The organism is Gracilimonas sp., from assembly GCF_014762685.1.
Taxonomy (GTDB): Bacteria; Bacteroidota; Rhodothermia; order Balneolales; family Balneolaceae; genus Gracilimonas.
In genome coordinates, this window is the sequence record NZ_JABURM010000005.1 from 1953587 (window position 1) to 1978852 (window position 25266).

The window sequence follows — 25266 nt, forward strand, 5'->3', positions numbered from 1 at the left end:
TTAGGCTGCGATTTCTCTCTGATTGATATTAGAACTCCAACAATAACAGGCGAAGGGATGACTTTCTTCGCCTGTTTTATTTTGGCTTTCTCTTTCGTATTTCACACCTTTTTTATGATTCGAAATAAATACCGAAGAGATGCCAATAGTTCATCAAACTAAAATCGAGTGTACAAAAGGAGATATTGCCGACCAACCGGATATAACGGCAATTGTAAATGCAGCTAATGCCCAATTACAAACTGGCGGAGGTGTGGCAGGGGCCATTCACCGTGCAGCCGGTCCCGGTTTGGCTGAAGAATGCAGCTCAATGGCTCCCATTAAACCCGGTGAAGCTGTTATCTCAGGCGGACATAAACTTCCCAACAAGCATGTAATCCATTGTCTTGGGCCAGTGTATGGGCAAGATGAACCGGAGGATAAACTGCTTGCCAATTGTTACAGAAATGTGTTGCAGTTAGCTGAAGAACATGAGATTGATTCCCTCGCTTTTCCGGCTATTTCAACCGGTGCTTTTGGATATCCAATGAAGGATGCTGCTGAAATTGCTTTTACAGTAATAGAGGAAAGCATGCCCGCTTTAGACTCTGTAAAAGAAATCCGTTTCGTTCTTTTTAGTAACCGGGATCTTAAAGTGCATCAACAAACTATGGAAGAAGTATTTTCCTGAGATTAATTATGCCTTAGAATATTCTATTTGTACTCTATTTCAATATGTGGTGCGTATGTGCCTCAGTACATATTCCATCTCATTTTTAACAATAGAAGATGACGTCACATAGTGATTATTCATAAAACTGAATAAAAGCTTTTTACCGGTATTAGTAATTACAAACCCGCTCAAACAGTGGTTATTACTTAGCGTGCCGGTTTTTGCAAAAACATATGGCTCTGTACTATCCGGAGCGGCATACCAATTCTTTATTGTTCCCGATTCCCCTCCGGCCGGCAATAATTCAAACAAGTCCGGATCATATAAAAACTCATTATCAATTTGTTCCAACAGCCAAATAATACTTCTTGGGGTGAACATGTTATATCGGGAAAGGCCTGACCCGTCAACCCATTGCGGCTCATCCGGCATCCCACTTAAATGATTTTTCTTCATGTATTCAATAACGGTTCGGCTGTTCAGCAGCTCTCCCATTTGTGATGCCGTCACCAATAATATTTGCTCAGCTATAAAATTATCGCTGGGTTGAAGCATACGCTTATAAACTGAATCAGCCTGAACACTGTATATGGTTTTATAATCTTCCGTAAATGAAGATGCAATGTAGGTCACCGGTTTACCGAGCGTATCGCTGAGCATTTCAGTAATCAATTCCGGTGTGTAATGAAAGGGTTTATCCGTGGTATAAGTAGTGGTGTCGGATCTAGGGTTGTACCTGAATTGATTATCAAAAAAATCTCTTTCTATGAGAGGCGGATTTTTCTTCGAAACTTTATTTTCAATCTTTGAGCGAAAAAATGCGGGGGAAACTTTTAATCCCGATGAGTCGGAAGCTATTTGCAGTTGCTCAATTTCTTCTACCGTTACCCGCATTACATTTCCAAATACCGGAAAGGGTGATTTTTCGGCAGAATAATAAGAGTTAAAATCACTCCACGACCATCCCGGCCCCAATACTTCATCATCAAAATGCTCATCCGTATAATAAAGCTCATTATCACTCTCTTTTAGAAACTGAAATATAGCCGGATTGCCAAAATCGGGGTGTAGAAAGGAAGGGTCGCCAGTTCCCCGAAAAATTAAAGAATCTCCTTTTATAAAATATTGGATTCCGGGAAGGGAATCCGGAAGCATTTTTAAACCCGTATAAAAAGTAAATAATTTTGTGTTAGAGGCAGGAGTAAAATACCGGTTTTCATTTTGTGCATACAATACACTGTCCTTATCCGGGTCATAAAGCATGAATCCTGTAAAAATACCTGAGAAAACTTCTGAATCTTCAAAAATAGCTTGTAATGTGTTTGCTTCTTTTTCCGGCTCTCCTTTCTGAACTCCCGGTTTTGTTACTTCTTCGGCTGAACGACATCCCCAAAAAATGGCTAAAAAAAGAATCGTAAAAAAAATCGATATTGAATTTGATACTCGCATGTGATCGTTATAAAATATTTTGTTTATTTAGCTTAACATATCTAACAAATTTTTAGCACAAATAAAATATACTAGCCATGTGGAGAAAAAACCTGTTACCGGCTTTACTGCTGCTGATTGCCACTGCCTGTACTCATCAAAATTTTGATACCATTATTCAAAATGGCACTATTTACAACGGAACGGGCGACGCTCCATTTACAGCTGATATTGGAATGAGGGCAGACACCATTGCTGCTATTGGTGACCTGAGCTCCTCGGATGCCCCCGTCATCATTGATGCTGAAGAGCTTGCCGTATCCCCCGGCTTTATCAATATGCTGAGCTGGGCTAATTACTCTCTTTTGAATGACGGAAGGTCTATGAGCGATATCAAACAAGGAGTAACCCTGGAAATCTTTGGTGAAGGATCCTCGATGGGGCCACTGAATGAGGAAATGCACCAAAATAATGAACGCCCCTGGACAACTCTTGGTGAATACCTTGAACATCTTACAAAAGAACAGGGGATTTCGACCAACGTAGCCTCATTTGTAGGAGCAACAACCATTCGCCAACATGTCATTGGTTCTCAAAACGTGTCCCCAACTGCGGCTGAGCTGAGGCAAATGCAACAGCTTGTTCGGGAAGCAATGGAAGAAGGAGCTTTGGGAGTCGGTTCATCTCTTATCTATGCTCCGGCCTTTTTTGCAAGCACAGAAGAACTCATTGCCCTTGCAGAAGCAGCTGCCGAATATGACGGTACTTATATTTCCCATATCCGAAGTGAAGGGGATGACTTGCTAAAAGCAACAGATGAGCTTTTTACCATTGCTACTGAAGCTGGGATTGATGCTCAAATATATCATCTTAAAGCAGCCGGAAAACGAAACTGGGATAAACTCCCTGTGGTATTGACGAAAATTGATTCTCTCCGAAGTTCAGGGCATAATATTTCAGCAAATATGTACACCTACACTGCAGCTTCTACCGGCCTCGATGCTACTATCCCACCAACCGTACAAGAAGGCTCATACCAAGATTTTATCACCCGTCTGAAGCAGCCTGAGATACGTGAGCAAGTACTGGCTTCTATGCGAAGCTCTCAAACAGACTGGGAGAATTTTTATCAATTAGCCGGAGCTCCCGAAAATATTCTGTTGGTCGGATTTAATGAAGACTCACTTAAACACTTTACTGGGAAAAATCTGGCCGAAATAAGTGAAATACGCAATACCGATCCTGCGGAAACCATTATCGACCTCATCATAGAAAACAACGGCGACATCAGTTCAGTCTTCTTTGTAATGTCTGAAGAAAATGTTCGTACAAAAATAAAAGTTCCATATATGAGTTTTGGCTCAGATGCCCGCTCCGTTGCTGCAGAGGGGGAAGTCCTCGAATCAAGTACACACCCTCGTACTTATGGCACTTTTGCCCGTTTGTTGGGAAAATATGTACGGGATGAAAATGTCATCTCTTTAGAAGAAGCCATTTACCGTTTAACGGGTTTACCGGCTAAAAACCTTAAACTTCAAAAACGCGGTTATCTCAGTGAAGGTTATTTTGGTGATATCGTGATTTTTGATCCTGCCACAATTGAAGACAAAGCTACATTCACACAGCCCCATCAATATGCCGTGGGAGTACATCATGTTTTTGTAAACGGTGTGCAGGTATTAAAGGATGGAGAGCATACAGGCGCTATGCCAGGGCAAGTAGTACGCGGGCCGGGTTGGAAATGATTTTCTGCAACCTATTAAATTTGATTGTAATAAGCGGGCGCCGGGATTTCCAGCATAGTCTTGAGTCCGGGATTCATAGTATTAACAGAACGAATCGTATTAACGATGATGGCTGAAGTGGCAACATCACCGTTAATTCCTCCATCAATAACAGACTTGAAACCTGGATTACCGATTATTTCTATAGAATCATAAGAACGGACGAGACCAACTGCTGCTTTAAAATTAAGAGAAATTACCTCTTCATTATCTTTATAGCCTTTAGCAATTTGTTCCACACCCGCAATATTTCCTTTTTCAATCAAGATGTTTTCCATTTTTGTAGTTTCTTCAGCAAAAACGGGGATAAGAGTTTCTTCAACTTTTTGCATTTCCCAGCCAAGTGCTCTGGCCAATAGATAAACCGATTCTTTTAACCCCACATGCCGAATCGAATCCTCTTTTGCTTTAAACTCAGCTTGGGTCAAACCTGCACCAATCTTTTGCTGGAAAGGCAATCGCCTGGAGCCGGCATCCTGATACCTGTCAACCTGAACGTAATCTACTTTCTGGCAAACGGATGATAACACAGCCGGCAAATAATCCATCAGAAAACCGGGATTAACCCCTGTTCCAATACAGGCTATACCTTTTCCCCTGCAGTATTGATCAATTCGTTCAGCAATTTCAGGTTGCAGATCAAATGGACACATCAGCTCCTCACAAGTGGAAACTACATGCAGTTTAAAACTCGCTGCCTCCTTGATCTGTGGTTCTATTTTTTGAAGTGAAGAAACCGTTGATATCACCGCGATGTCTGCCTCAGTTTTTTCCATAACAGAACCAAGATCAGATGAAACCAAAACATCCAGTTTATTTATTCCGGCAAGTTCTCCTATATCCTTTCCTGTTTTATCAGGATCAAGATCCACCCCGCCTACCACTTGTATTCCTTTACGTTCTGTCAGATATCTTGTCAGTTGCTGACCTATAGGGCCAAGACCTATCTGTATTATTTTGATCATAATTAACCGGGATACTTTTTTAAAAAATTAAAACTGTTCCTTTAAGTCTTATTGGACAACAAAATCATAAACCATTTTAGAAATATCAGAAAAAGCAGAAAGTACTTCCTCCCTGTCGGATGCATTTTTTGAAAGCAGAACCAACACATAGCGCTCACCGGTGGGTAAAGTTATTATACCGGCATCATGATTTACCCCGGTAATCCACCCTGTTTTATGAGCCACTTGCACGTCAGCAGGGAGCAAGGCAGGGATCATTTCATTAAACTTTTGCTCCTCTAAAATTCCGATCATTTGCTCTGAAGCTTCTTCACTGACCGCTTCACCGGTGCCGATTTTGCTATAAATCTTCATTTCATCATAAGCCGTTGTACGATTACTCAATCCCTGTTCAAACGCTTTGATATCTTCTACACCCCGCAATACCATAATGCTGTCCGCTCCGTAACTGCGCATTGTTTCCGTTACGTTTTCCGCGTTCACTTTTTCAATTAAGATATTAGTTGCAAGATTACTGCTCATGGTTATCATATCATACATTAAATCCCTGATGGTCCTTTTTTTACCAATCAAATCATACAGTTCGCCCTCACTGTCTTCATTAACCGACATTTGATAGTCACTGCCATCTACAATGCTGCGGAATTCATTTTTTACAAGAATAGAATCATCCAGCGAAAACTCCCCGGCGTCAACTTGCTTATATAATTCAATCATCACAGGAGTTTTCATGGTGCTGGCAGCATGAAACATTTCCCTTTCATTTATCAGAATCGTCTCAGAAGTATCTGACAGGTTCATGAATGCCACGGCAAAATCACCGGACAGGCCATCAAGACGTTCATTTATTTGAGATTCTAAATGCTCAATATTATTGACAGACTGTGTACAACCGATGATCATAAAAATGATTCCTGCGGCTAACCAACAAAGAAACGTTTTGGGCATAGGTACTTTCATTTTAATTAAACGGAATAAAATTTATAATAAAAAAAGAGGCCCTAAGCATTCTTGGGCCTCTTTTTCCTCTTTTATTGGATTCAATTACTGATCCCAGAACAGATTATCAGTCTGGGTTATACTCGGTACATTTTCGCCGTTCCGCTGGGTTTCTGACTCAGGGTAAATAAAGCGCCTGACCCAATCTCCTCCCAGGGCACTGTTAGCCGGTGGAATCATATCATCATAAGAATAATCGTAACGCCGCGCATCCACCCACGACTCTGGATGAAGGAACATTGCCACATACTTTTCTTTCATAATATGATCAATAGTCAGGTTAAGTTCCCCAACATCTACAACCGGATTATTCATATATAACTGCTTATCCGCTTCAGCTACGCCTACTTTATCCATATGAGCTTCAATGCCATCCATATAAGCTTGATAGGCACGTGTTGTTTGAGATGGAGTTGCCCTCAAAGCAGCTTCTGCTTCTATGAATTTTTGCTCAGCATATGAGGCAACAACAACCGGTGCGGTGCGTGCCGAATAAAAACCATCGGTTGTTAACACCGAAAAGGCACCTTGTTCGGGAGCATTACCTCTTCCCTCACCGTTACGAACTCCAACATAATCCCCATTATCATTTGTACTCATAAACATTTCGATACGGGGATCTACCACTCCGTAAATATCACCATTCATATGACCAACTATTTGTTCTGACATCCAGCCACCAAGTATCAATCCAGCATTGGCAATTGCAACAGAAGCCCAAGGATTTACCTGCTCTTCAAAGTAGGTTACTTGTGCATCATCATCATTACTTTGAAAGCCGTCATCCAATGCTGCAAGAACGGCATCAGGATCATATGATGCTTGTTTGCTGTAATGATTCAGGTACCGTGCCTGAAGCATATAAGCTAACCGTTCCCACCTGGTAATATCGCCGCCATAAATGAAATCTTCATTTCCGGCAACAATTGTAGAATTACCTGCCTGAAGCTGAGTCAATCCATCCTCCAATAAAGTAAAAACTTCATCATAGAGATTTTGCTGACTGTCATACTCCGGGTTCAGTGTTTCAGCAAAAAATGCTTGTGAATAGGGAGCGTCTCCCCAGACATCAACTAAGGTAGCCAGATTTAATGCTTTAAGAATTTTGGCTATTCCTACATACTGAGTAGCACCTTGTTCCTCTGCCAAGTTCTCTAAATCAGTAAGATCAGTCATGACATCATACAATCGAAACCACTGATTTCCATAGCTTACGGCTTCATGCACATCTGTTGCACTTGCTTGATTAGGAGAAGCCAGGTACTGTACATAATAGGAAGTTATACTCCCCATGCGATACATGTTTTGGGCAGTCTCATAGGTTACATTTGTCATCAGCCCCTGTGGCGGAGCTTCTGTAGGGTTATTTGGATCATCATTAATATCGAGAAATCCCTCACATCCGGTCAAAAAGAATACCGTTGTGATACAAAAAATCAGAATTTGTTTGGAAAATATCTTCATTGGTTTATCCTGTTTTGTGTTTATAGAGAAAGGTTAACCGAGAAAAAGAAGCTGGCCACACCGGGGTAGTCCAATGCAGTAAAGCCTTGTGCATTAGATGAGGCTCCTCCGGCACGTGACTCGGGGTCAAACCCGCTAAAAGGAGTATAAAGTATAATATTAGTGGCCGTAGTAGACAGCGTAACTCTACGAAGCCCTAAATCAGTGACCAGATCCTGTGGCAAAGAATAAGCCAACCGAATATTTCGCAACTTGATATAAGAAGCATCAAGAACAAATTCTTCGGTTGATCTTCGCTTCACATTTCGATGATACCCTGCTCCATAATTTCTTACTGAACCAGTATTGGGATCAATCCGGCCTTCAGGGTCTTCACCTTGGCCTAGCCATACCTCCTGAGTATTTGGCTGACCATCGGCTGTAACACCTTCAAAAACATGGTAATCTTCTCGATTCAGAGTATTTTTTGTAATACCGAAGGCTGTAAAGAAGTTGTCATACTGACTATAAACATCTTGTCCCCACTTGGCATCAATCAAAAAGGAAAGATTGAAATTTTTGTAGGAAAAATCGTTTCTAAGACTTCCAATCCAATCTGGCTGTGTATTTCCTAATACTTTTTGATCAGTATTAATTAAAGGGAAACCATCATCGCCAATAACGATTGGGCGATCCTTATCAAGATAAATATTGTCTTCCGGCTCACCTGTTTCATAATATCGCTCATAGCTTCGGCCATATATATTACCAAATGGATCCCCTTCCGTCAGTTGAATTGAAGCAGAACTTCCGGCATAACCAAATGAGGAACCCAACAATATCTGATTAATCCCATCTGCTATTTCAACCACTTCACTTCTGTTTCGACTGTAGTTAACCGCCACATCCCAAACAAAATCACGTGTCTGTACAGGGCGACCTTCTATCTGTAACTCTATTCCTTTGTTCTCAATTTCACCGGCATTTGTAATGATTCGGGTATATCCGGTTGCATTAGAAATTGGAACATCGAATATCTGATCCCTACTGTTCGACTTATACCAGGTAAAATCAAACCTCAGCCTATTATCCAGAAACCTCAAATCAGTACCAAATTCCAAAGTCGTTGTTTGTTCCGGCTTAAGATCAGCACTACCCCGAACATTTGAACGGGTAAAGCCCACCTGACCACCTAAAGGAAACTGGCCGGGGGTATTATAAGTATTGCTGGTAGCATAAACGGGTGCATCTTTACCTACTACAGAATAAGAGGCTCTCAATTTTCCGTAAGTAACATAATCCGGGAGATCCGTTATATCACTGAATGTAAACCCAATATTTGCAGATGGGTAGAAAAAGGATCGGTTATCTTCAGGCAAAGTTGATGACCAATCATTACGGCCAGTCAAGTTTAAATAAAGGAAATTGTCATAATCAATCATCAAATCACCATAAGCACCTACAAGACGGCGCTGACGAATCGTTTGACTTAAAGATATATCCCGAACATTACTCAAATGATAGAAAAGCGGGGTTACAAAGTCCCTCCCGGTAGAAACCACATTGTTAAAGCTTCTATCAAATATGTCGTTTCCAACACGAAGCCTGGTACTCACTTTTTCAGTCACATCCCTTTCAAAGGTAAGGTTCAATGTTGAATTGATGTCACGGCTGTTTATGCGGGTTTCTTCTATTGCACCTGTACTGCTTACCACATTTTCATTCTCCACACCTCTGGGGCCGGGAATAATCTCGGTACGCTGATCACTGTAATAATCTGATCCAAGCGTATACAGGATATTAAACCAATCGGTAGGGCTGTAGTTTAAAGTTACATTCCCCACCATACGGTTTACATCATCTTCATAGGTCCAGTATTTAGCTTGATAAATCGCGTTATTTCCGGACCCTTCATTATTGTAATAACCGCGCATGGTACCATCTTCTTTTTCAAAATCGGTAATATCCTTAGTTGGAGCCCAGTACATCATAGATTCCATAAACCGATCTCCTAAAACACGGTTTCCGCCGGAATTTATATAATTTGCTGATGCTTGAACCGTGAAATTTTCCCGGGGAGAAATGTCGCCGGATAATCTTACTGATGTCCTGTCCCAATTTCCATAAGGAAGTACACCTTCATGCTGAAGGTTTGAAACTGATGCATAGTAGGTTGCATTTTCATTGCCGCCGGAAACATTTATTGAGTTATCTACCTGTACTCCTGTTTGAGCCGCATCACGCCATATATCATAATACTGCCAGTCAGGATTTATGTTTTCACGTACATCTTCAATTTTTGCGCCCCAGTTAGGCCAAAAACTTTCCGGTTGATGCTGGAATGAAAAACCCTGCCCGTAAACTTCCTGAAATTCAGGATAGGCATTGATTCGATCGAACCCTATGCTGCTGTTTAAATCAATCTGCGTATCACCGGATTGTCCTCTCTTTGTAGTGATAATTACCGCACCATTCGCAGCCCTTACTCCGTAAAGTGCTGTAGCGGCTGATCCTTTAAGCACGTTTACTGATTTTATATCATTTGGGTTAAGGTCTGCAGCACGATTACTCATTCCACGAGGCGTTCCTGAAGACTCAATGGTAGAGTTATCAATCGGCACACCATCAACAACAAATAATGGTTGGTTATCTGCACCGGGATCCAGGGAGTTTACCCCACGTATTACAATACGAGAACTCCGACCGGGTGCCCCTCCTGTATTTGTAACCTCTACACCTGAAACTTTTCCGCTCAGAGCATTTACCATATTAGATTGATTGCCGACCGTTAAGTTTTCGCTGTCGATCTGCTGGGTAGAATACCCCAGTTCTTTTCGCTCTTGTTCAATTCCAAAAGATGTAACAACCACATCAGTCAATGCCTGAATCGTGGGCCGCAGTGTTACATTTATTTCAGAACGGTTGCCAATAAATACTGCTAAGCGCTGAAAGCCGACAAATGAAAAAATCAAAGAGTCAGCATCTGCAGGCACCCTTGAAAGAGAATACTCACCATTCTCGTTTGTTGAAGTACCTATATTTGTATCATTGACAAATACGTTAACACCGGGAAGAGGCTCATTGGTCTCTACTTCCGTTACCGTACCTGTAATAGTACGTTGTTGTGCCTGGGCTGATCCCAAGATTGTGAAAAGAAATGTTCCAAGAACACATACAAATAGTAATAATCGTTGCATATATACCTCTCCATTTATTTATTTGTTTGTTTAGATAATAGACCTCTATTGTAAACGACAAACTGTACTGACTTTTACAATAAATATTAATTTTTAAATAAACCTTTTTTTTCAACAAATAAAAGAAAACTCACTTTCTAACATAACAATGGATACACTTTAAGCTTAAATGCACTTTTAATGTGTTTTATTGAGTTTTATGCACTTAATAAACCATGTTCATTCCACCGCATTTTATAAGTTAATGCACTAATTGTTTTATCTTTATTGTGCTTTTCTCTCAAAATTGACGCAATTATTTACTGCTGTCGGTATCATTTTTCTTAATTTCCTGCCATTTTTTCCATAGCAATGCTTCCCTGCCTTGATTTCCTGCTTTGTACCATTTTTTGTTTTTTAAAGCATCCGGAAGGTATTGTTGATTTACCCAGTTATGCGGATAGTCGTGCGGATACTTGTATTCATCGGAAGCATTTTCAACACCAAGATGTTTGGCTCCCAATTTGTTTGCGGTTTTATCTTTTAGATAAGGCGGTATATCCTTCACACCCTTTTCACTGATTTCTCGTTTTACCCCAAAAATAGCTCCAGTACTGTTGCTTTTTGGAGCCATACTCAAATACAAACAGGCATGCGATAAAAAGTACATTCCCTCCGGCATTCCACATTTCATAAAAGCTTCCTGACAGGAATTTACAATCGTGATGGCGTTGGGTTCAGCCAATCCTATATCTTCACTTGCAAAAATGAACATGCGCCGGAAAATAAAATTCGGATCATCTCCCCCTTCCAGCATCGCGTTCATCCAGTATAAAGCCGCATCCGGATCAGAACCACGCATGGATTTAATGAAAGCTGAAGCGTAGTGATAGTGCTCGTCCCCGGTCCGGTCATAGCGAACATTGCGTCGCTGAATACTTTCTTTGGCAATATCCAGGGTAATATTGACTTGCCCGCTTTCATCCGGTGTACTGGAAAGTACAGCTACTTCCAGGGCATTTAAGGCGTTTCGGATATCCCCTCCGGCCATCTCGGCCAGGTGATTAAAAGCGTCGTCCGTAACCATAATCTCTTTTTTACCTAAGCCTCGTTCTTCATCGTCAAGTGCTCTGTTTAACATCAGCTTTACTTCGTCCATAGTCAGGGGATAAAGCTCAAAAAGCTGGCACCTGGAAAGCAACGGATTCACCAGCGAATAAAAAGGATTTTCTGTAGTTGCCCCAACCAGGGTAATGATACCTGATTCCAAATGAGGGAGCAGTGCATCCTGTTGTGCTTTATTCCAGCGATGGATCTCATCCACAAAAAGGATGGTCTTTCGTCCATTCAGTTTCCTAAGTTTTTCTGCTTTATCTACCACATTCCGCAGTTCCTTGATACCATCCAGCACTGCATTGATGACTTCAAACTGAGCTTTAATCTCTCTCGATATCACATGAGCCAGCGTGGTCTTTCCGGAACTTGGCGGGCCATAAAATATAAGTGATCCAATAATCCCGCTCTCGATCATCCTTCGAAGCATCTTCCCTTCTCCCACCAAATGTTCCTGCCCGGCGAACTCGTCCAGTGATTGCGGACGCATTCGGGTTGCTAAAGGCTCGCTGTACTGCGGATTTTCTTTCTGTGAAGAAGATTGTGAAGCGCCGGATTTTTTTTCTTCGAAGAGATCCATGGATGAATTTCGAGGTGGTTGAAAAGTATATGTAAGATATGTGTTTTGAGGGAAAGAAGTATTCAGAATTCAGGAGTCAGAACTCAGGACTCAAAATGCTGAGTCCTGAGTTCTGATTCCTTTCTCACAACAACGACTTCTGATTTCCATACTTATCCAGATACTGCTTGAGCTTCAGTTTTTTCCGGGTTGAGTCACTCGTCATATAGCGCAGCTTTCCATAGATGGGCCGTTCCTGCCAGGCGCGATCGAATCTTCCAAAGCACCAGAAAATACCGGAATAGCTGTTGGGGTCGCGTCCATCCAGGGCATAGCGATTATTGAGTTCGATCATATAATCCAGGGCGGTCTGATAATCTTTAGTCCATTCTATGATCTTCTTCCCCCATAACATCCGCAGGTAGTTTTGCATAACTCCCGTCTCCCGAAGCTGGGTTTGGGCCGCGTTCCAGATCTCATCATGGGTTTTAGATTGTGCAAATTCCTCCAGATCATACACCCATTCCCGCTCATCATCCTGATGGTCACTTAATGTCTCTAAGACCCAATCCGGCAGGCTTTCAAACTGATCATAATCCGGTCGGTGATGTGCAAAATGAAAGCCTACTTCCCTCCAGGTGATCACTTCATCCAGGAAACTTTCCACATTCTGGTCTCCATTGAAAAATCCTGATCTCTTTCCATTGTTTGGAGTAATGTCATCCAGATCCCAATCTTCCGGCTGATGATCAAGCACCGCTTTCACGATCTCATACTCACTGATCAAACCAAAATGCAGCCACGGACTCAATCCACTTGCCGCATCCGCATCGGGATCGTTACGCTCCTCATCATACCGATGCAAACCGTGCGCAATGAAATCTCCCAGTTTACCCAGTGCAGCTTGCCGGGTTCCTTTCTTTCCAGTGATTCCAATATCATGGTTGATATCTAGTGTAGAAATGAATTTTGGGATGTCTTCCAACACCTTATCAGCCCTGGGATATTTATCTTCAAAACCATCAGGAAACCGGATCGGATTCAGGTTTTCCAGATCATCCAGCGGATCTTTTTTAGGGGGATGAGTATATGCTTCCAGAAAGTGTTCCTGCATCACCTTTCGAAACAAGTAAGCCGAATAGGGGTCTGTATCGGTAATACCCAATGGAATGATACCATTTGAATCGATGGTGATGTATGGAACTTCAATTTCACCCGCCATTCTTTCGTTGTTTTCACGAATGATATAAACGGGAAATTCATCTGCTACCACCGCTACAGAATTCTTAGCAAGAGTTTGAAATGAGCCTTCAGCGTCACCGGCATTTCGCTCTGTATAGCAATAGTGGTTGATCTTGGTATCACTTAGTTCATCCAGATGTTCTTTCATCCCTTCCAGCAAAAAAGCATGAAACCGGTCACACACCCAGGGGTAATTGGCAACCACGCTTTCGTAGATCAGAAGTGGCTTCTCATATTTATTGGCGAGGGCTACAGCATATTCTAATGCGTAGTTATATTGAAGGCGCCGGTTGATCTGCATCCAATACAGAACATAACCCCCGTCAGGATTTACCTCTTTATCATTCCGCTTAAACTTTCGGTAACTGTTGATGTTTTTCATAGTGGTCTGCATTCTGTTCGAGCAAACCAATTTGAACAGTAACTAATTCCTCAACCGAAGTATCCTTTGGCTGTAAGGCCTCACTTCCATCCTGTGACCTAAATCAGGATACTCCGGATTTGACACTGAGATCATCACCAGAGTATCAGACTGTACATTTTCAACAGAGTGTTCATATTTCAGGTCTTCTAAATTAAGATCTTCAATTGTGAACGACTCATTCACTCCATCTTCGAGTATCTCGTGTTGAGCCGTAGCAAATCCAACTTCAGCAAGTTCGGCACGCATAAGGTCCTTGGTACGGCTTTTATCTGCAGCCTCCTTAGTGTTCTCAAACACATTCATGCGGGTTATTTCAGCAGGGACTATAAATAACATCCCTATGCAGATCGCTCCACCAATGTACCAGTACCAGGGTTTTGCTCTATTGTCATTCGTCTGAGCTTTCTTGTATCCTTTAAATAATAAGTATGGACCAATCATTAAGTATATAACCACATTCAAATATATGGAAACTGTTTCCCATGTAATGGAATAACCGGATGCTGCATTGCCACGAAATATTTCAATAGCATCCTGCGTATTGATTCCAATAATGGTTGTTGAAGGGCGCATATTAAAAATGTAATGTAGATTATCCGGCAAGAAGTACATATCACCACGAATAAATGAAAATGTTGCCGTCACCAAAACGAGTAATAAAAAAACGATCAGCCACTCATTGAATCTTCTAGTTGAGAACTTCATAATGTACCCCCTCTTTATTCAGCGTAAATATCATTTCGAATTGACCTTTTTGTCCGTCATAATTTTCATACTCCGGATCTTCCCCTAGGGAAACTTCCCCGACTACAAACACTCTGATCTCATCTTCCTCTTCGTCTATTTCGTAGAAGTGATTTCTGTTATCGTCTTCCTTTTTCTGGTCATCAGCATATTCAGCTGTTCTCAGGTCATGGTCTGATACAAAAACACCATCATCTCCCAGCTGCTCCGGCATCAGCTCCCGAAAAGTAGCCACAATGGATTCCCGATCATTTTGATGATATTGACTCAATACATAAACGAGTTTCTCCTGAACATCAGCTTTTGTCACCCCTTCATCAATGACTTTACGTATTTCAAGAAGCAGGTCTTTCTGAAAATCCCTGTTTCCATAATCGTTGGCAAAGGCAATGGCATTAAATAACACAACCAAAATGACCAGTCCATAAACCACCCGATAGGTAGTTTTAGATTCAAACTCATCCTTGCTCAGACTTACTAATCTGCCCAGAAATATGATCCCGGTCAGTAATGCAATAAATAAAGCTATCCAGATCTTCCCGAAATAGAGCGGTACGAAAAAGCCGATACCGGCTATAACTATTCCCCCGATTAACAGTTTTGTTTCTCTTTCCATAAAACAATTTTTAGTTCTGTTTTACAGAATAAGCGTAAATTCTTTAATTAAAGCAAACAATCACATACGGTACAAAGGCTTGATAAACTTCTACGAACTTTCCATTATTAACTTTTGATCATCTATTAAGTTTACATATAACTTCCGGATAATCGTATAAAATGAGTAAAAACAACCTCCATATAGATGAGAGCACTCACCAGCGGGAGCCTAATCCCATGGAACGGTTGAAACACGCTTTCGTGGCACTGCTTCTGGGATTCTTACTCATTAACATTATCGGGTTTTGGATGTTTCCCGGGCCCGGAATCTTCGGACTGTACATGGTGTCTTCAGCTCACCATTCTGTAGCGTTTTTAGGGAGTATAACAAATATCGTTGCCGTTTCTATACCTATAATCTGCGGGATCATTGGCTGGTTCAATGGAAAATATTTCACAGACCGACTCGAAGGTTATATACAATGGTGGAAATTTTGGTGATTCTAAACTCAGTACACTTTCAATTATAACAGCATATGGATCATAAACGAATTATTGGCATTATGGGCCCCGGGGAAGGGGCCGCAACCTCCGACAAGGAAGTGGCCTTTGAGCTTGGAAAATCATTAGCCGGGATGAATTGCTATATTTTGACCGGAGGAAGAGCCACCGGAGTCATGGAGGCGGCAATGAAAGGAGCAAAATCCGCCGGAGGAACTACGATTGGTATTTTGCCCACCGAAGATGGAAGCCATCAATCTGAATACGTTGACATCCCCATTAAAACCGGGATGGGCAGTGCACGAAATAATATCAATGTGCTTACTGCCGATGTAGTGGTAGGAATAGGAATTGGGCCGGGAACAACTTCAGAAATTGTACTGGCTATGAAAGCAAAGAAGCCAATCATACTTCTTAATCAAACCAATGAAACATTAAGATTCTTTCTCAACTTTAACTACCAATCACTATATCAGACTAATTCTGTAAAGGAAACTATCGAGACAATCCGACAAATTATTTAAAAATTTTCTTGATTTTTCCCCTAATACTATTATATTAGTATCAACTAATTCAACGACAGCTTTATGAGAAAATCACTGACACCCCTTGGAGAATCGGAAATGGAAATCCTGCATCACGTGTGGGAACTGGGAGAAGCCACGGTGGCCCAGGTTAAAGAACGTATTCTTAAAGAACGTAAAGTAGCCTATACCACAGTTATGACTATTATGAAAAACCTCAATGACAAAGGCTACCTGAAATACCGGAAAGACGGGGCAACCTATGTTTACAGTGCCCGCAAAAAGCCGGAAGATGTACAATCCAGCCTGGTTTCCGGATTGGTTGATAAAGTATTTAAAGGCTCAACAACGGCTTTGGTACAAACGTTGGTAAAGGGTGAAAACCTGAGTGAAGACGAATTAAAGGAACTCCGGAACATGATTGACGATATGGAGGATAAGTAATGTATGAACTGATCTACTACCTTAAAGAATTTGGCAACAACAGCCTAGACTACATTTGGTTTCCCTTGGTGATATGGACCCTCTGCTGCGGACTTGCATTCATTGTCTTAAAAAACCGAAAGAAACTGAATCCCCTATTTCATTATCACTTGAGAACTGCTGCGTTATTGTCGCTGCCGTTCGGAATTGGTATATCTGCCTTAATGAGCAAGATCCCTCAGTGGTTTGCAGCATCAAATATTGAGACCGCTTTTTTTGTGGTTTACAATCCTATTGAGATAGTACCCTCAGGCGGTAATTCAGGAGCTGAAACTGCAGCTATTAACTGGATGGAACCGTCTCTTTTAATCGGGATCGGAACGGTATTCATTGCTTTGGGTTCACTGTTTATGCTAGGCAGGCTGATCAGCAGTTATGTGGCTTTGAAAACCTTATACAAGAATTTAAATGTGACCGAACTTCAGGAAGTAACCACATCCGGGTTATCCCAAAGAAATTCTATAAAACTGGCTTTTCATGACCATCCCCTGGTACCCTTTACCTTTGGATGGAAACAGCCGGTGATTGTGCTGCCCAAAATCTTGCAGCATGAACCGGAAAAATTTGAGATGGCCCTGCAGCACGAACTCATCCATATAAAACGGGGCGATTACCTGTTGCAGCTGGCTTTGTCCATGATTGAGTCCCTGTTTTGGTTCCACCCGCTTATCCACTACGGAAATAAAGAAATTGATGCCTATCGTGAAATTTCCTGTGACCAGGAAGTGCTTTCCAAATCCGACTTCTCCATAAAATCCTACGCCAACCTCTTATATGAATTAGTTCCGCTCAGCAGTGGCGCAGAAAGGTTGTCAGTGAGCATGGCGGTCAAAAACTCAACCTTAAAAAAACGGATTAAAACCATGAAGTATCACAAACTACACAAAGCATCCTTCCGGCAAAGCATCGCCTTTTTGATGCTGATGATCGTTGGAATTACCCTTCCCATTGCCTGCTCAGATCTGAGAGGGCCTCAAAGCCTATCCGAAGAAGAATTAGAGAATACGAGATTTCAAGTTTCAGGACTTGAGTTAGAAATTAATGGTGAAAATGTTATTGAATCTGAACCCGGAGTTGGATTTACAACAACTGGAATTGCAGCCTTCATCCTCAATGCAAAAGACTATGGTGTTTTTAAAATTTCACCTGTTCAATTCAAAGAAGGCATGAAGGCAGGTAAAATAGATGGAGACAATATTTCATTTACAATTAATGAATTAAATGTAGTCGTTAAATCGACAGAAGATGTGCTTCCTGAGATAAACAGTCAGGTTGATGTTTGGGTAGAACACTATCCTGCAGCCATAAAAGGATTCTCTCATGGCGTTGCCAGTCCTTTCAAATCACTTGACGATTATGTTTCTGAATACATTTCGTCAGTTGATCAAACAAAAGAGGATTATTTCGTAGTAGTGGAAGAAATGCCGGTTCTTATTGGTGGTATGAAATCCCTACAAAGTAAAGTAGAATATACTGATTTGGCCCGAAGAGCAGGAATTGAAGGTCGCGTAACGGTACAGTTTATCGTAAATGAAAACGGCGACGTAGAGAACCCACAGGTAGTTCGCGGTATTGGCGGCGGACTTGATGAATCAGCCCTTGCAGCCGTCCGTGAAGCTAAATTCGAACCGGGCATACAAAGAGGTAAACCGGTACGTGTTCAATATGCTGTATCTATTAATTTTCGTTTAGAGGATTCAGATTTTTCTACCTCCGAAAACGCTATCCAGCGAGAACAAGGCACCGGATTAAACCGATAATACCCTTTTACTTCAATTTGCCAAATATTAAATAGCTTATTTGTCCTCACAAAAAAGCGGGTTTGAACACCCGCTTTTTTTATTAAACTTTTTTTGCAACATCTGTTTTTAAGTGGCGTATCAACTTGGTAGATTACAATTAAACAAATTTATCATGCCAGCTAAACTCAGAAAATCACGTACCGATAAAATGCTTGCAGGCGTTTGCGGAGGCTTTGCGGAATATCTTGGATGGGATGCAACTCTTGTACGTATCATCTTTGCCCTTATATTGGTTTCCAGTTTTGGAACGGCCGTACTCGCTTATTTCATCCTGGCCATCGTAATGCCTGATTAACGGCAGCTATTTAGCTTCCTCTTGTAAAAGTCGTACCGGCTTAGCATCTTGACCTCCAACAAATCATGGAACCTTTATGAAAGTTGGAATAGTAGGAGATGCAAAGCGTGTGGTAGCTTGGGAAAAGCATTTACGTCCTCATCAAATTGTTCGGGAAGTCGAACTGTGCCCTCATATTACTGAAGTTGGCAAAGTGGACGCTTGTCTTTTAGTCGACGAATCAGATCAAAACCTTGACATTCTCTTGCAGGGCATTCAGCTTGGGCTGAATTGCTTTCTCATCTCCCGACAACCTACCAATACCCAAAAACTCGAAAAAATATACCGGGCTACGAAAGAAGCCGGGGTTCATGTCCAATTTTCACACTGGCCTACTTTAGCTCCTGCCACCCAATGGATGATGGACCGTATGGATCGTCCTTCTTTTTTAAGCATCACCCGGGAAATTGGTTATTCGCAGTTTCTTAATACTGAAGACGAATTTCGCCATTTCTGGATTGATGAACTTGGCTTATGCATGAAATGGATAGACAGCGGCATCCATCATATAGAAGCCAAACAAATACATCTCGAAGACAAACAACCGGTCGCTATTCATATCTTTTTGCGTTTTGATAATGGGTCTACGGCTGATATCAATATCTACACCGGCGCTTCCGAAAGTAAGCACCTCCGCATTGTTTCATCCCGTCAGGAACTTTTGGAGTGCAATGTACCTACACAAACCGTCCGGGCAGGGAGGTTAAACTCTGCCAACAAACTTTATTTTGACCGACAAACTTTCGATCCTGCAAAATCTGCAGAAAAAGCAGCATTGATGTTTTTAAAATCCATTCAAATGAATCAGGAAACGCCCTACACCTCCTACGATGCTTACCAGCTTTCCAATCAAATAGAACGTATCGAGAAGCGCCTTAAACAGTTCATTTAATATTATTTTAACATTTAAGTAACATTGTGTTTACTTTAAGTTAACAATTCCTTAACATTGGAACAGATTCAATAACGAATTTATATCAATTACAGTAACATTATTGTTTAGCACCAAAGATACAGAGGAGGTGCCACTATGAGAGCAAAATTATTTGAAAAATACTACAAATTAGGATTTGACCACTACATCTTTAAGAACATATTCGGACTGCATAAGCCCGATAAAAACATTAAACGGTTTTACTATGCCATTATAGCTACCGCTTTAATGGTAGGTTTTTTAATTTCTTAAAGTAATTTTTACGGCTTCATAGCCTTAAATAACTTTTTCAGTTTACTTCGCGACATCAGTCCGTCTATAAAGTTAAACTGACCTGCCTGAAGCCGTTCACCACCGTCAATGACCACACATTCTCCGGTCATATAAGACGAAAGGTCAGACATTAGAAAAATTGCAAGATTGGCGAGCTCCTCATGCTCGCCATATCTTTTTAAGGGAATTTTATCCCTGAATTTCTTTTCCAATACCTTTTTTGGGACTAAGCGCGACCATGCCCCTTCCGTAGGAAATGGCCCCGGGGCAATAGCATTTAACCGAATTCCATAGGTAGCCCATTCAAAAGCCAGGGATCTTGTCATTGCTAAAACCCCTGCTTTACTGCAAGCCGAAGGAAGCACAAATGCACAGCCGGTACCTTCGGCGTAGGTAGTTACCATGTTTAAAATGGTGCCTTCCTTTTTGTTGTCGATCAGGTAATTCCCAAAGGTATGGGTACAATTGAAGCTGCCATGAAGTACAATATCCACAATTGCCTTGAATCCCCCGGGTGTTAAATCTTCCGAAGCCGACAGGAAATTTCCCGCTGCATTATTCACCAGCCCTTCTAAAGAGCCAAAATCGTCGATTATTTGTTCAAACATTGATGTTACCCCATCAAAATCCCTGACATCGCATTGATAATACCTGGCTACTGCTCCCTCCCGCTGTTCTTCTATGTCTTTAACTGCTTTTTGGAGCTTCTTTTCTGTTCTTCCACAAATGGCGATATCGGCACCGGTTTTAGCAAACCCTTTGGCCATAGCCAACCCAAGACCGCTGCCCCCGCCGGTTATTAAAATGGTTTTTCCCGATAACGTGTCTTCTTTAAACATAAAACTTATCCTGATTGATCTTTTATTTCATTCCATTTTCGAATTACCGAATCATTACCCATCATTTCTGAAATTTCATTAATGCTATGATCTATTTTTTTTAGATCAATTTTTGTCTCATTCAACTGCAGTACATTTTTTGCATCTTCTAAATCTTTAGGCCTGCCCGCTAATAATTTATAAATTATTAAATCTTCAGCCTTTACAATTCTTACTTCGTTCCCTTCAATTTTCACTATTTCTGCATTACGAATAGCCTCTCTTTCAAACTCAATGAATGAAAAAATCAGATCTACTTTTATACCTGAGTCAGTTTCTCTTAGGGGTAAAACATTGGTCTGGTTTACAAACTTTTCAGGATTCTTTGTCCTTACTTGAAAATCACCTGAAACTATGTTCAGAATTCGGCTTAAATCATCATTATCAACCCCTAAGATAATATCAATGTCTTCCGTAAATCGTGCTTCCCCGTGATACAAAACTGCATAACCACAATAACCATATATGGAATTTGATGGACTTGAAGAATAGAACATATCTTTAGTAGTGTATTGTTAAGCACTTATTTCAATTAAGCATTGAGTTTATCTTTTTTCTCACCTCAACGAGCATTTCAAGGTGTTTTTCAGATTTTGAGTTTTGCAGTTCAGGATTTAATGAAAGAGCCGTTTTATAAAGTTGATCTGCCTTTTTGTACCAATTCTTATTTACAGAAGCTGCCTTCGACTGTTTTCTTTCTTTCTTTTCAAAAGCTTCTAATATGTGAGGATTCTTAACCATAAAAGCATTATTGAATAATAAACCCTAATTGTCAACTTAAATTCTCAAAAATACCGGCAGCGCCCATTCCGCCGCCAATACACATGGTCACTAACCCATATTTAGATTTACGGGCTTTCATTTCATACAAGATCTGTGTGGTAAGTTTAGCGCCGGTGCACCCCAATGGATGTCCCATGGCGATAGCCCCACCGTTTACATTGGTGATATCTTCATCCAGCCCAAGTTCTCTAATAACGGCCAATGATTGGGAAGCAAAAGCCTCATTTAATTCGATTAGATCAATATCAGATAATTTCAATCCGGTTTTATTGAGTACTTTGGGAACCGCCTCGATTGGACCAATGCCCATAATTTCCGGGGCAACACCGGCTGCCTGAAATCCTACATATCGAGCCATCGGTTCCAGTCCGAGTTTCTTCACCATCTCTCCGCTCATAACTACCAGACCGGCTGCAGCATCATTCATTTGAGATGAATTTCCCGCCGTTACACTTCCGCCGTTCTTAAATACCGGGCGCAATCCTGATAAAGCTTCAACCGAAGTATCTTTACGAGGGCCTTCATCTTTCTTGAATGTGAAAGAATCTTCGACCACCTCACCATCTGCTGTCACTTTCTTTTCTTTCACTTTAACCGGGGTAATCTGTTCATCAAACTTTCCATCTTCCCAGGCCTTGATCGCCCGCTGGTGACTTCGGTACCCAAATTCATCCTGATCTTCACGGCTGACTTTGTATTTATCTGCTACATTTTCTGCAGTGATTCCCATACTCACATACACACCGGGTTTATTATCCACTAACTCAGGGTTGGGTTGAACCGACATACCTCCCATCGGAACCAAACTCATAGATTCAACCCCGCCGGCAATAATCACATCTGCCGCTCCGGCCATAATACGTTCAGCAGCCATGGCTATGGTTTGCAATCCGGATGAACAAAAACGGTTTACGGTCACGCCGGGAACTGAATCAGGCAATCCCCCCAACAAAGCAATCTGGCGTGCTACATTCAATCCCTGGGATGCCTCAGGGAATGCACATCCCATAATCACATCTTCAACCTGTTCCGCTTCCAAGCCTTTGGTTCGCTTCAGAAGATCTTTCACAACCTCCCCTCCCATAGAATCGGGCCGGGTAAACCGGAGTGAACCTTTATTGGCTTTCCCACAAGGCGTTCGTGCTGCTGCAACTATATAAGCTTCTCTGTCTGACATAATTTTAAATTTCTCAATTTTAAATTTTTAATTTCTTAAAGGTTTTCCCTTCTTCAGCATGTGCTCCATCCGGGCCAATGTCCGGTCATCCTGAAGGCATTCAAGAATGGCATCCCTTTCCAATTTCAGTAAATAAGATTCCGGGACTTCCTGCTCTTCACTCAAATCTCCACCGGCCAATACATAAGCAACACGCTCAGCTACGACTTTGTCATAATCTGTAATGAACTTCCCTTCATGCATTACATGGAGCATCAATTTCATGGCAGCAAGGGCTGTTTTACCCAGTACTTTGACCGGCGTATCCGCAGGTGATCGGTATCCGGCCTGAAGCAGATTCAATGCTTCTTGTTTCGCGGTTTTGATCAGCAGGTCACGATTCATAACGATAGTGTCAGAGTCTCTCAGATAGCCCAAATCCTTTGCTAAATGTGCACTTTCAGAAATCTTCGCCATTCCGATTGTTTTAAATACTTCCCGAATGAACGGCAACGGGTCGGCTTCTCCTTCCAGCTTATCCATTGCCCGCCGAAGCAGTTCTGTGGTTCCGCCCCCTGCCGGAATCAACCCAACTCCCACTTCAACCAACCCCATATATAACTCATGATGGGCGATTACTTTGTCGGAATACAAACAAAACTCAACGCCTCCGCCCAAAGTTTTTCCAAACGGAGCGGAAACTACCGGAAACGGAGCATATCGCAGGGCAACTGCCGTTTCCTGGAAACTATTTACCGCTTCAACCACGCTCTCCCAATCCCCCTTTTGTTTGGCGGTCAAAGCTTCTTTCAAATTGGCTCCAAAGGCAAAATTATCGCCATCATGACTGATTACCAATGCCTCAAAATCCTGTTTCACTAAATCCAATGATTTATACAGAGACTGTACCAGCTCAGCACCCAGCGTAGCATTCCTGGTTTTAAATTCAAAGAGTGCCACTCCATCTCCCATATCATGCAGTGCCGCACTGTCATTTTCCATGACCGGAGCTTTTGATTTCCGAAGCTGCTGTACTTTTATTTCACCCTGAGCTTCCGGCGGTATCTCTGCCATTGATTGGGTTTGAGGATCATAAACTTTTCCATCCTTATAGAAGGAGGTAAAGCCGGCATCCAGCAATTCCGTGATAAGCGGTGGAATGTCCCGGTTTTCTTTTTTGAGCCGGTCCACTACATCTTGTATTCCCAAGGCATCCCATCGCTGGAATGGGCCCAACTGCCAGTTGAACCCCCATTGCATGGCGCGGTCTATGGAGAGGGGGGAATCGGTTATTTCGGGGATACGATTCGCGGCATAAAGCAATAGATCACGGTGAACATTCCACAGGAAATCGCCAATTTTATCCTCCGAGTTCACCAGGAACTTCAGTCGTTCTGCTGTATCCTTAATTCGATTTGCTTCTTCCAGCACCGGATCTTCCAGCTCCTGCTGCGATTCATACTCCAGCGTTTCAGGGTTTATGACCAGATATTCGCCTTTTTGTTTGGAGTAAAACCCTTTACCGGCCTTATTACCGATCTTCCCTTCATCTACCATTTTCTGAAATTTTTCCGGGAGCTTAAAAGTACCCCTCATCTCATCATCAGGAATAGAAGGGTATAAGTTCTTGGCTACATGATTCGTTACATCCAGCCCGGCCATATCTGCGGTGCGAAAGGTAGCAGCTTTGGAATAGCCCGTAAGCGTTCCGGTGAGCAGGTCGATCTCCTCAGCCCTAAAATCTTTATTGAAAAAGTAGGGCATAATATTAGCGATGGAAAAAATCCCAACGCGGTTAGCAATGAAGTTCGGAGTGTCTTTACAAATCACAACTCCCTTACCAAGTATTTTTTCACAAAAACGATGCATGTATTCGGTTACATCATCTGAAGTATGGCCGGTTGGAATCACCTCAAGCAATTTCATGTACCTGGGCGGATTAAAGAAATGCGTTCCCAAAAAATGAGCTTTAAAATCTTCGGTGCAATCTTCGCTGATTTCCCCAATCGGTAACCCGGAAGTGTTGGAACTGACGATAGTTTCCGGCTTCCGAATCTCTTCAATACGCGACATCATCTCTTTTTTGATGTCCATTTTTTCGATGATCACTTCGCAAATCCAGTCGGCCTCTTTAAGCTTGTCGAAATCATCCTCGAAGTTTCCGGTTTCTACACGTTTGGCAAATTCGGGCAATCCAAAAGGAGCCGGTTTCATCCTGGAAGCTTTTTGAAGGCTCTCTTCTGCCGTTTTATTGGGACGGTTGGGGTCATCGCTTTTCAAATCCAACATGACCACATCCAGCCCGGCATTTATACAATGGGCCGCAATCTGACTTCCCATCACTCCCGAACCTAAAACTGCAACTTTCCTGATCGAATATTTTTTCATAATAATGATCTCTTTTAAAAATTCCTCTTCACTTATTTATTCTTTGCGCACTTAATGTCCCTGTAGTTTATTTTTTAACTGCAA

The 25266-nt window shown here is 41.8% G+C and carries 21 protein-coding genes; 8 read left to right on the forward strand and 13 right to left on the reverse strand.

Annotated features, from left to right (window positions below; all coding sequences use genetic code 11):
* Positions 1 to 139 precede the first annotated feature (139 nt).
* The gene (locus HUJ22_RS08875; protein ID WP_290876342.1) at positions 140 to 670 is read left to right on the forward strand and encodes a macro domain-containing protein; all 531 of its coding nucleotides are present in this window, start codon (positions 140 to 142) and stop codon (positions 668 to 670) included.
* A 39-nt stretch (positions 671 to 709) separates the two neighbouring features.
* Here HUJ22_RS08875 and HUJ22_RS08880 read toward each other — a convergent pair whose 3' ends face one another.
* On the reverse strand, positions 710 to 2101 hold the full coding sequence (locus HUJ22_RS08880; protein ID WP_290876344.1) for a D-alanyl-D-alanine carboxypeptidase: 1392 nt from the start codon (positions 2099 to 2101) through the stop codon (positions 710 to 712).
* A 77-nt stretch (positions 2102 to 2178) separates the two neighbouring features.
* Here HUJ22_RS08880 and HUJ22_RS08885 point away from each other — a divergent pair, with 77 nt between their 5' ends.
* Positions 2179 to 3825 carry an amidohydrolase family protein gene (locus tag HUJ22_RS08885; protein WP_290876346.1) on the forward strand — a complete coding sequence of 549 codons (1647 nt, stop codon included), beginning with the start codon at positions 2179 to 2181 and terminating at the stop codon, positions 3823 to 3825.
* Positions 3826 to 3839: 14 nt separating this feature from the next.
* On the opposite strand, the gene HUJ22_RS08890 is transcribed toward HUJ22_RS08885, so the two are convergent.
* The 8 genes from HUJ22_RS08890 to HUJ22_RS08925 form a co-directional block, all read right to left on the reverse strand.
* A complete protein-coding gene (locus tag HUJ22_RS08890; protein ID WP_290876348.1) occupies positions 3840 to 4829 on the reverse strand; it encodes a hypothetical protein in 990 nt (329 codons plus the stop codon).
* Between the two features lie 48 nt (positions 4830 to 4877).
* Positions 4878 to 5777, reverse strand: coding sequence for a serine hydrolase (locus HUJ22_RS08895; RefSeq protein WP_290876350.1), 900 nt, complete (start codon positions 5775 to 5777; stop codon positions 4878 to 4880).
* A 96-nt stretch (positions 5778 to 5873) separates the two neighbouring features.
* Entirely contained in the window at positions 5874 to 7292 is a 1419-nt protein-coding gene (locus HUJ22_RS08900) for a SusD/RagB family nutrient-binding outer membrane lipoprotein (protein ID WP_290876352.1), read from the reverse strand.
* Positions 7293 to 7312: 20 nt separating this feature from the next.
* The gene (locus HUJ22_RS08905; protein WP_290876354.1) at positions 7313 to 10468 is read right to left on the reverse strand and encodes a SusC/RagA family TonB-linked outer membrane protein; all 3156 of its coding nucleotides are present in this window, start codon (positions 10466 to 10468) and stop codon (positions 7313 to 7315) included.
* A gap of 295 nt (positions 10469 to 10763) precedes the next feature.
* Positions 10764 to 12140, reverse strand: coding sequence for a replication-associated recombination protein A (locus HUJ22_RS08910; RefSeq protein ID WP_290876356.1), 1377 nt, complete (start codon positions 12138 to 12140; stop codon positions 10764 to 10766).
* 124 nt (positions 12141 to 12264) lie between these two features.
* Positions 12265 to 13743: a hypothetical protein gene (locus tag HUJ22_RS08915; RefSeq protein ID WP_290876358.1), complete on the reverse strand. Its 1479-nt coding sequence runs from the start codon at positions 13741 to 13743 to the stop codon at positions 12265 to 12267.
* A gap of 42 nt (positions 13744 to 13785) precedes the next feature.
* Positions 13786 to 14490, reverse strand: a complete 705-nt coding sequence (locus HUJ22_RS08920; RefSeq protein ID WP_290876360.1) for a hypothetical protein — start codon at positions 14488 to 14490, stop codon at positions 13786 to 13788.
* Positions 14474 to 15145 (reverse strand): hypothetical protein, encoded by a 672-nt coding sequence (locus HUJ22_RS08925; RefSeq protein ID WP_290876362.1) that lies wholly within the window; start codon positions 15143 to 15145, stop codon positions 14474 to 14476. The genes HUJ22_RS08920 and HUJ22_RS08925 overlap by 17 nt, the downstream gene beginning before the upstream one ends.
* Positions 15146 to 15306: 161 nt before the next feature.
* On the opposite strand from HUJ22_RS08925, the gene HUJ22_RS08930 reads away from it, so the two are divergent.
* The 6 genes from HUJ22_RS08930 to HUJ22_RS08955 all read left to right on the forward strand — a co-directional run bounded on the left by HUJ22_RS08930 (position 15307) and on the right by HUJ22_RS08955 (position 19662).
* Entirely contained in the window at positions 15307 to 15627 is a 321-nt protein-coding gene (locus HUJ22_RS08930) for a hypothetical protein (protein ID WP_290876364.1), read from the forward strand.
* Positions 15628 to 15662: 35 nt separating this feature from the next.
* Positions 15663 to 16151, forward strand: coding sequence for a TIGR00725 family protein (locus HUJ22_RS08935; protein ID WP_290876366.1), 489 nt, complete (start codon positions 15663 to 15665; stop codon positions 16149 to 16151).
* A 63-nt stretch (positions 16152 to 16214) separates the two neighbouring features.
* Positions 16215 to 16595, forward strand: a complete 381-nt coding sequence (locus tag HUJ22_RS08940; protein WP_290876368.1) for a BlaI/MecI/CopY family transcriptional regulator — start codon at positions 16215 to 16217, stop codon at positions 16593 to 16595.
* Positions 16595 to 18394, forward strand: coding sequence for a M56 family metallopeptidase (locus tag HUJ22_RS08945; RefSeq protein ID WP_290876370.1), 1800 nt, complete (start codon positions 16595 to 16597; stop codon positions 18392 to 18394). Before HUJ22_RS08940 ends, HUJ22_RS08945 begins: the two co-directional genes overlap by 1 nt.
* Before the next feature lie 154 nt (positions 18395 to 18548).
* Positions 18549 to 18731 carry a PspC domain-containing protein gene (locus HUJ22_RS08950; RefSeq protein ID WP_290876372.1) on the forward strand — a complete coding sequence of 61 codons (183 nt, stop codon included), beginning with the start codon at positions 18549 to 18551 and terminating at the stop codon, positions 18729 to 18731.
* 76 nt (positions 18732 to 18807) lie between these two features.
* Entirely contained in the window at positions 18808 to 19662 is an 855-nt protein-coding gene (locus tag HUJ22_RS08955; protein WP_290876374.1) for a hypothetical protein, read from the forward strand.
* A 302-nt stretch (positions 19663 to 19964) separates the two neighbouring features.
* On the opposite strand, the gene HUJ22_RS08960 is transcribed toward HUJ22_RS08955, so the two are convergent.
* The 4 genes from HUJ22_RS08960 to HUJ22_RS08975 all read right to left on the reverse strand — a co-directional run bounded on the left by HUJ22_RS08960 (position 19965) and on the right by HUJ22_RS08975 (position 25182).
* Positions 19965 to 20816: an SDR family oxidoreductase gene (locus tag HUJ22_RS08960; RefSeq protein ID WP_290876375.1), complete on the reverse strand. Its 852-nt coding sequence runs from the start codon at positions 20814 to 20816 to the stop codon at positions 19965 to 19967.
* A 5-nt stretch (positions 20817 to 20821) separates the two neighbouring features.
* Positions 20822 to 21352, reverse strand: coding sequence for a nucleotidyl transferase AbiEii/AbiGii toxin family protein (locus HUJ22_RS08965; protein WP_290876377.1), 531 nt, complete (start codon positions 21350 to 21352; stop codon positions 20822 to 20824).
* A 275-nt stretch (positions 21353 to 21627) separates the two neighbouring features.
* On the reverse strand, positions 21628 to 22815 hold the full coding sequence (locus tag HUJ22_RS08970) for a thiolase family protein (RefSeq protein ID WP_290876379.1): 1188 nt from the start codon (positions 22813 to 22815) through the stop codon (positions 21628 to 21630).
* Positions 22816 to 22842: 27 nt separating this feature from the next.
* Positions 22843 to 25182, reverse strand: a complete 2340-nt coding sequence (locus HUJ22_RS08975; protein ID WP_290876381.1) for a 3-hydroxyacyl-CoA dehydrogenase/enoyl-CoA hydratase family protein — start codon at positions 25180 to 25182, stop codon at positions 22843 to 22845.
* Between the last annotated feature and the right edge of the window lie 84 nt (positions 25183 to 25266).

Coding starts and splice junctions, on each gene's coding strand:
- HUJ22_RS08875 (WP_290876342.1), top strand. CDS start 140: ATGCCAATAGTTCATCAAACTAAAATCGAGTGTACAAAAGGAGATATT.
- HUJ22_RS08880 (WP_290876344.1), bottom strand. CDS start 2,101: ATGCGAGTATCAAATTCAATATCGATTTTTTTTACGATTCTTTTTTTA.
- HUJ22_RS08885 (WP_290876346.1), top strand. CDS start 2,179: ATGTGGAGAAAAAACCTGTTACCGGCTTTACTGCTGCTGATTGCCACT.
- HUJ22_RS08890 (WP_290876348.1), bottom strand. CDS start 4,829: ATGATCAAAATAATACAGATAGGTCTTGGCCCTATAGGTCAGCAACTG.
- HUJ22_RS08895 (WP_290876350.1), bottom strand. CDS start 5,777: ATGCCCAAAACGTTTCTTTGTTGGTTAGCCGCAGGAATCATTTTTATG.
- HUJ22_RS08900 (WP_290876352.1), bottom strand. CDS start 7,292: ATGAAGATATTTTCCAAACAAATTCTGATTTTTTGTATCACAACGGTA.
- HUJ22_RS08905 (WP_290876354.1), bottom strand. CDS start 10,468: ATGCAACGATTATTACTATTTGTATGTGTTCTTGGAACATTTCTTTTC.
- HUJ22_RS08910 (WP_290876356.1), bottom strand. CDS start 12,140: ATGGATCTCTTCGAAGAAAAAAAATCCGGCGCTTCACAATCTTCTTCA.
- HUJ22_RS08915 (WP_290876358.1), bottom strand. CDS start 13,743: ATGAAAAACATCAACAGTTACCGAAAGTTTAAGCGGAATGATAAAGAG.
- HUJ22_RS08920 (WP_290876360.1), bottom strand. CDS start 14,490: ATGAAGTTCTCAACTAGAAGATTCAATGAGTGGCTGATCGTTTTTTTA.
- HUJ22_RS08925 (WP_290876362.1), bottom strand. CDS start 15,145: ATGGAAAGAGAAACAAAACTGTTAATCGGGGGAATAGTTATAGCCGGT.
- HUJ22_RS08930 (WP_290876364.1), top strand. CDS start 15,307: ATGAGTAAAAACAACCTCCATATAGATGAGAGCACTCACCAGCGGGAG.
- HUJ22_RS08935 (WP_290876366.1), top strand. CDS start 15,663: ATGGATCATAAACGAATTATTGGCATTATGGGCCCCGGGGAAGGGGCC.
- HUJ22_RS08940 (WP_290876368.1), top strand. CDS start 16,215: ATGAGAAAATCACTGACACCCCTTGGAGAATCGGAAATGGAAATCCTG.
- HUJ22_RS08945 (WP_290876370.1), top strand. CDS start 16,595: ATGTATGAACTGATCTACTACCTTAAAGAATTTGGCAACAACAGCCTA.
- HUJ22_RS08950 (WP_290876372.1), top strand. CDS start 18,549: ATGCCAGCTAAACTCAGAAAATCACGTACCGATAAAATGCTTGCAGGC.
- HUJ22_RS08955 (WP_290876374.1), top strand. CDS start 18,808: ATGAAAGTTGGAATAGTAGGAGATGCAAAGCGTGTGGTAGCTTGGGAA.
- HUJ22_RS08960 (WP_290876375.1), bottom strand. CDS start 20,816: ATGTTTAAAGAAGACACGTTATCGGGAAAAACCATTTTAATAACCGGC.
- HUJ22_RS08965 (WP_290876377.1), bottom strand. CDS start 21,352: ATGTTCTATTCTTCAAGTCCATCAAATTCCATATATGGTTATTGTGGT.
- HUJ22_RS08970 (WP_290876379.1), bottom strand. CDS start 22,815: ATGTCAGACAGAGAAGCTTATATAGTTGCAGCAGCACGAACGCCTTGT.
- HUJ22_RS08975 (WP_290876381.1), bottom strand. CDS start 25,182: ATGAAAAAATATTCGATCAGGAAAGTTGCAGTTTTAGGTTCGGGAGTG.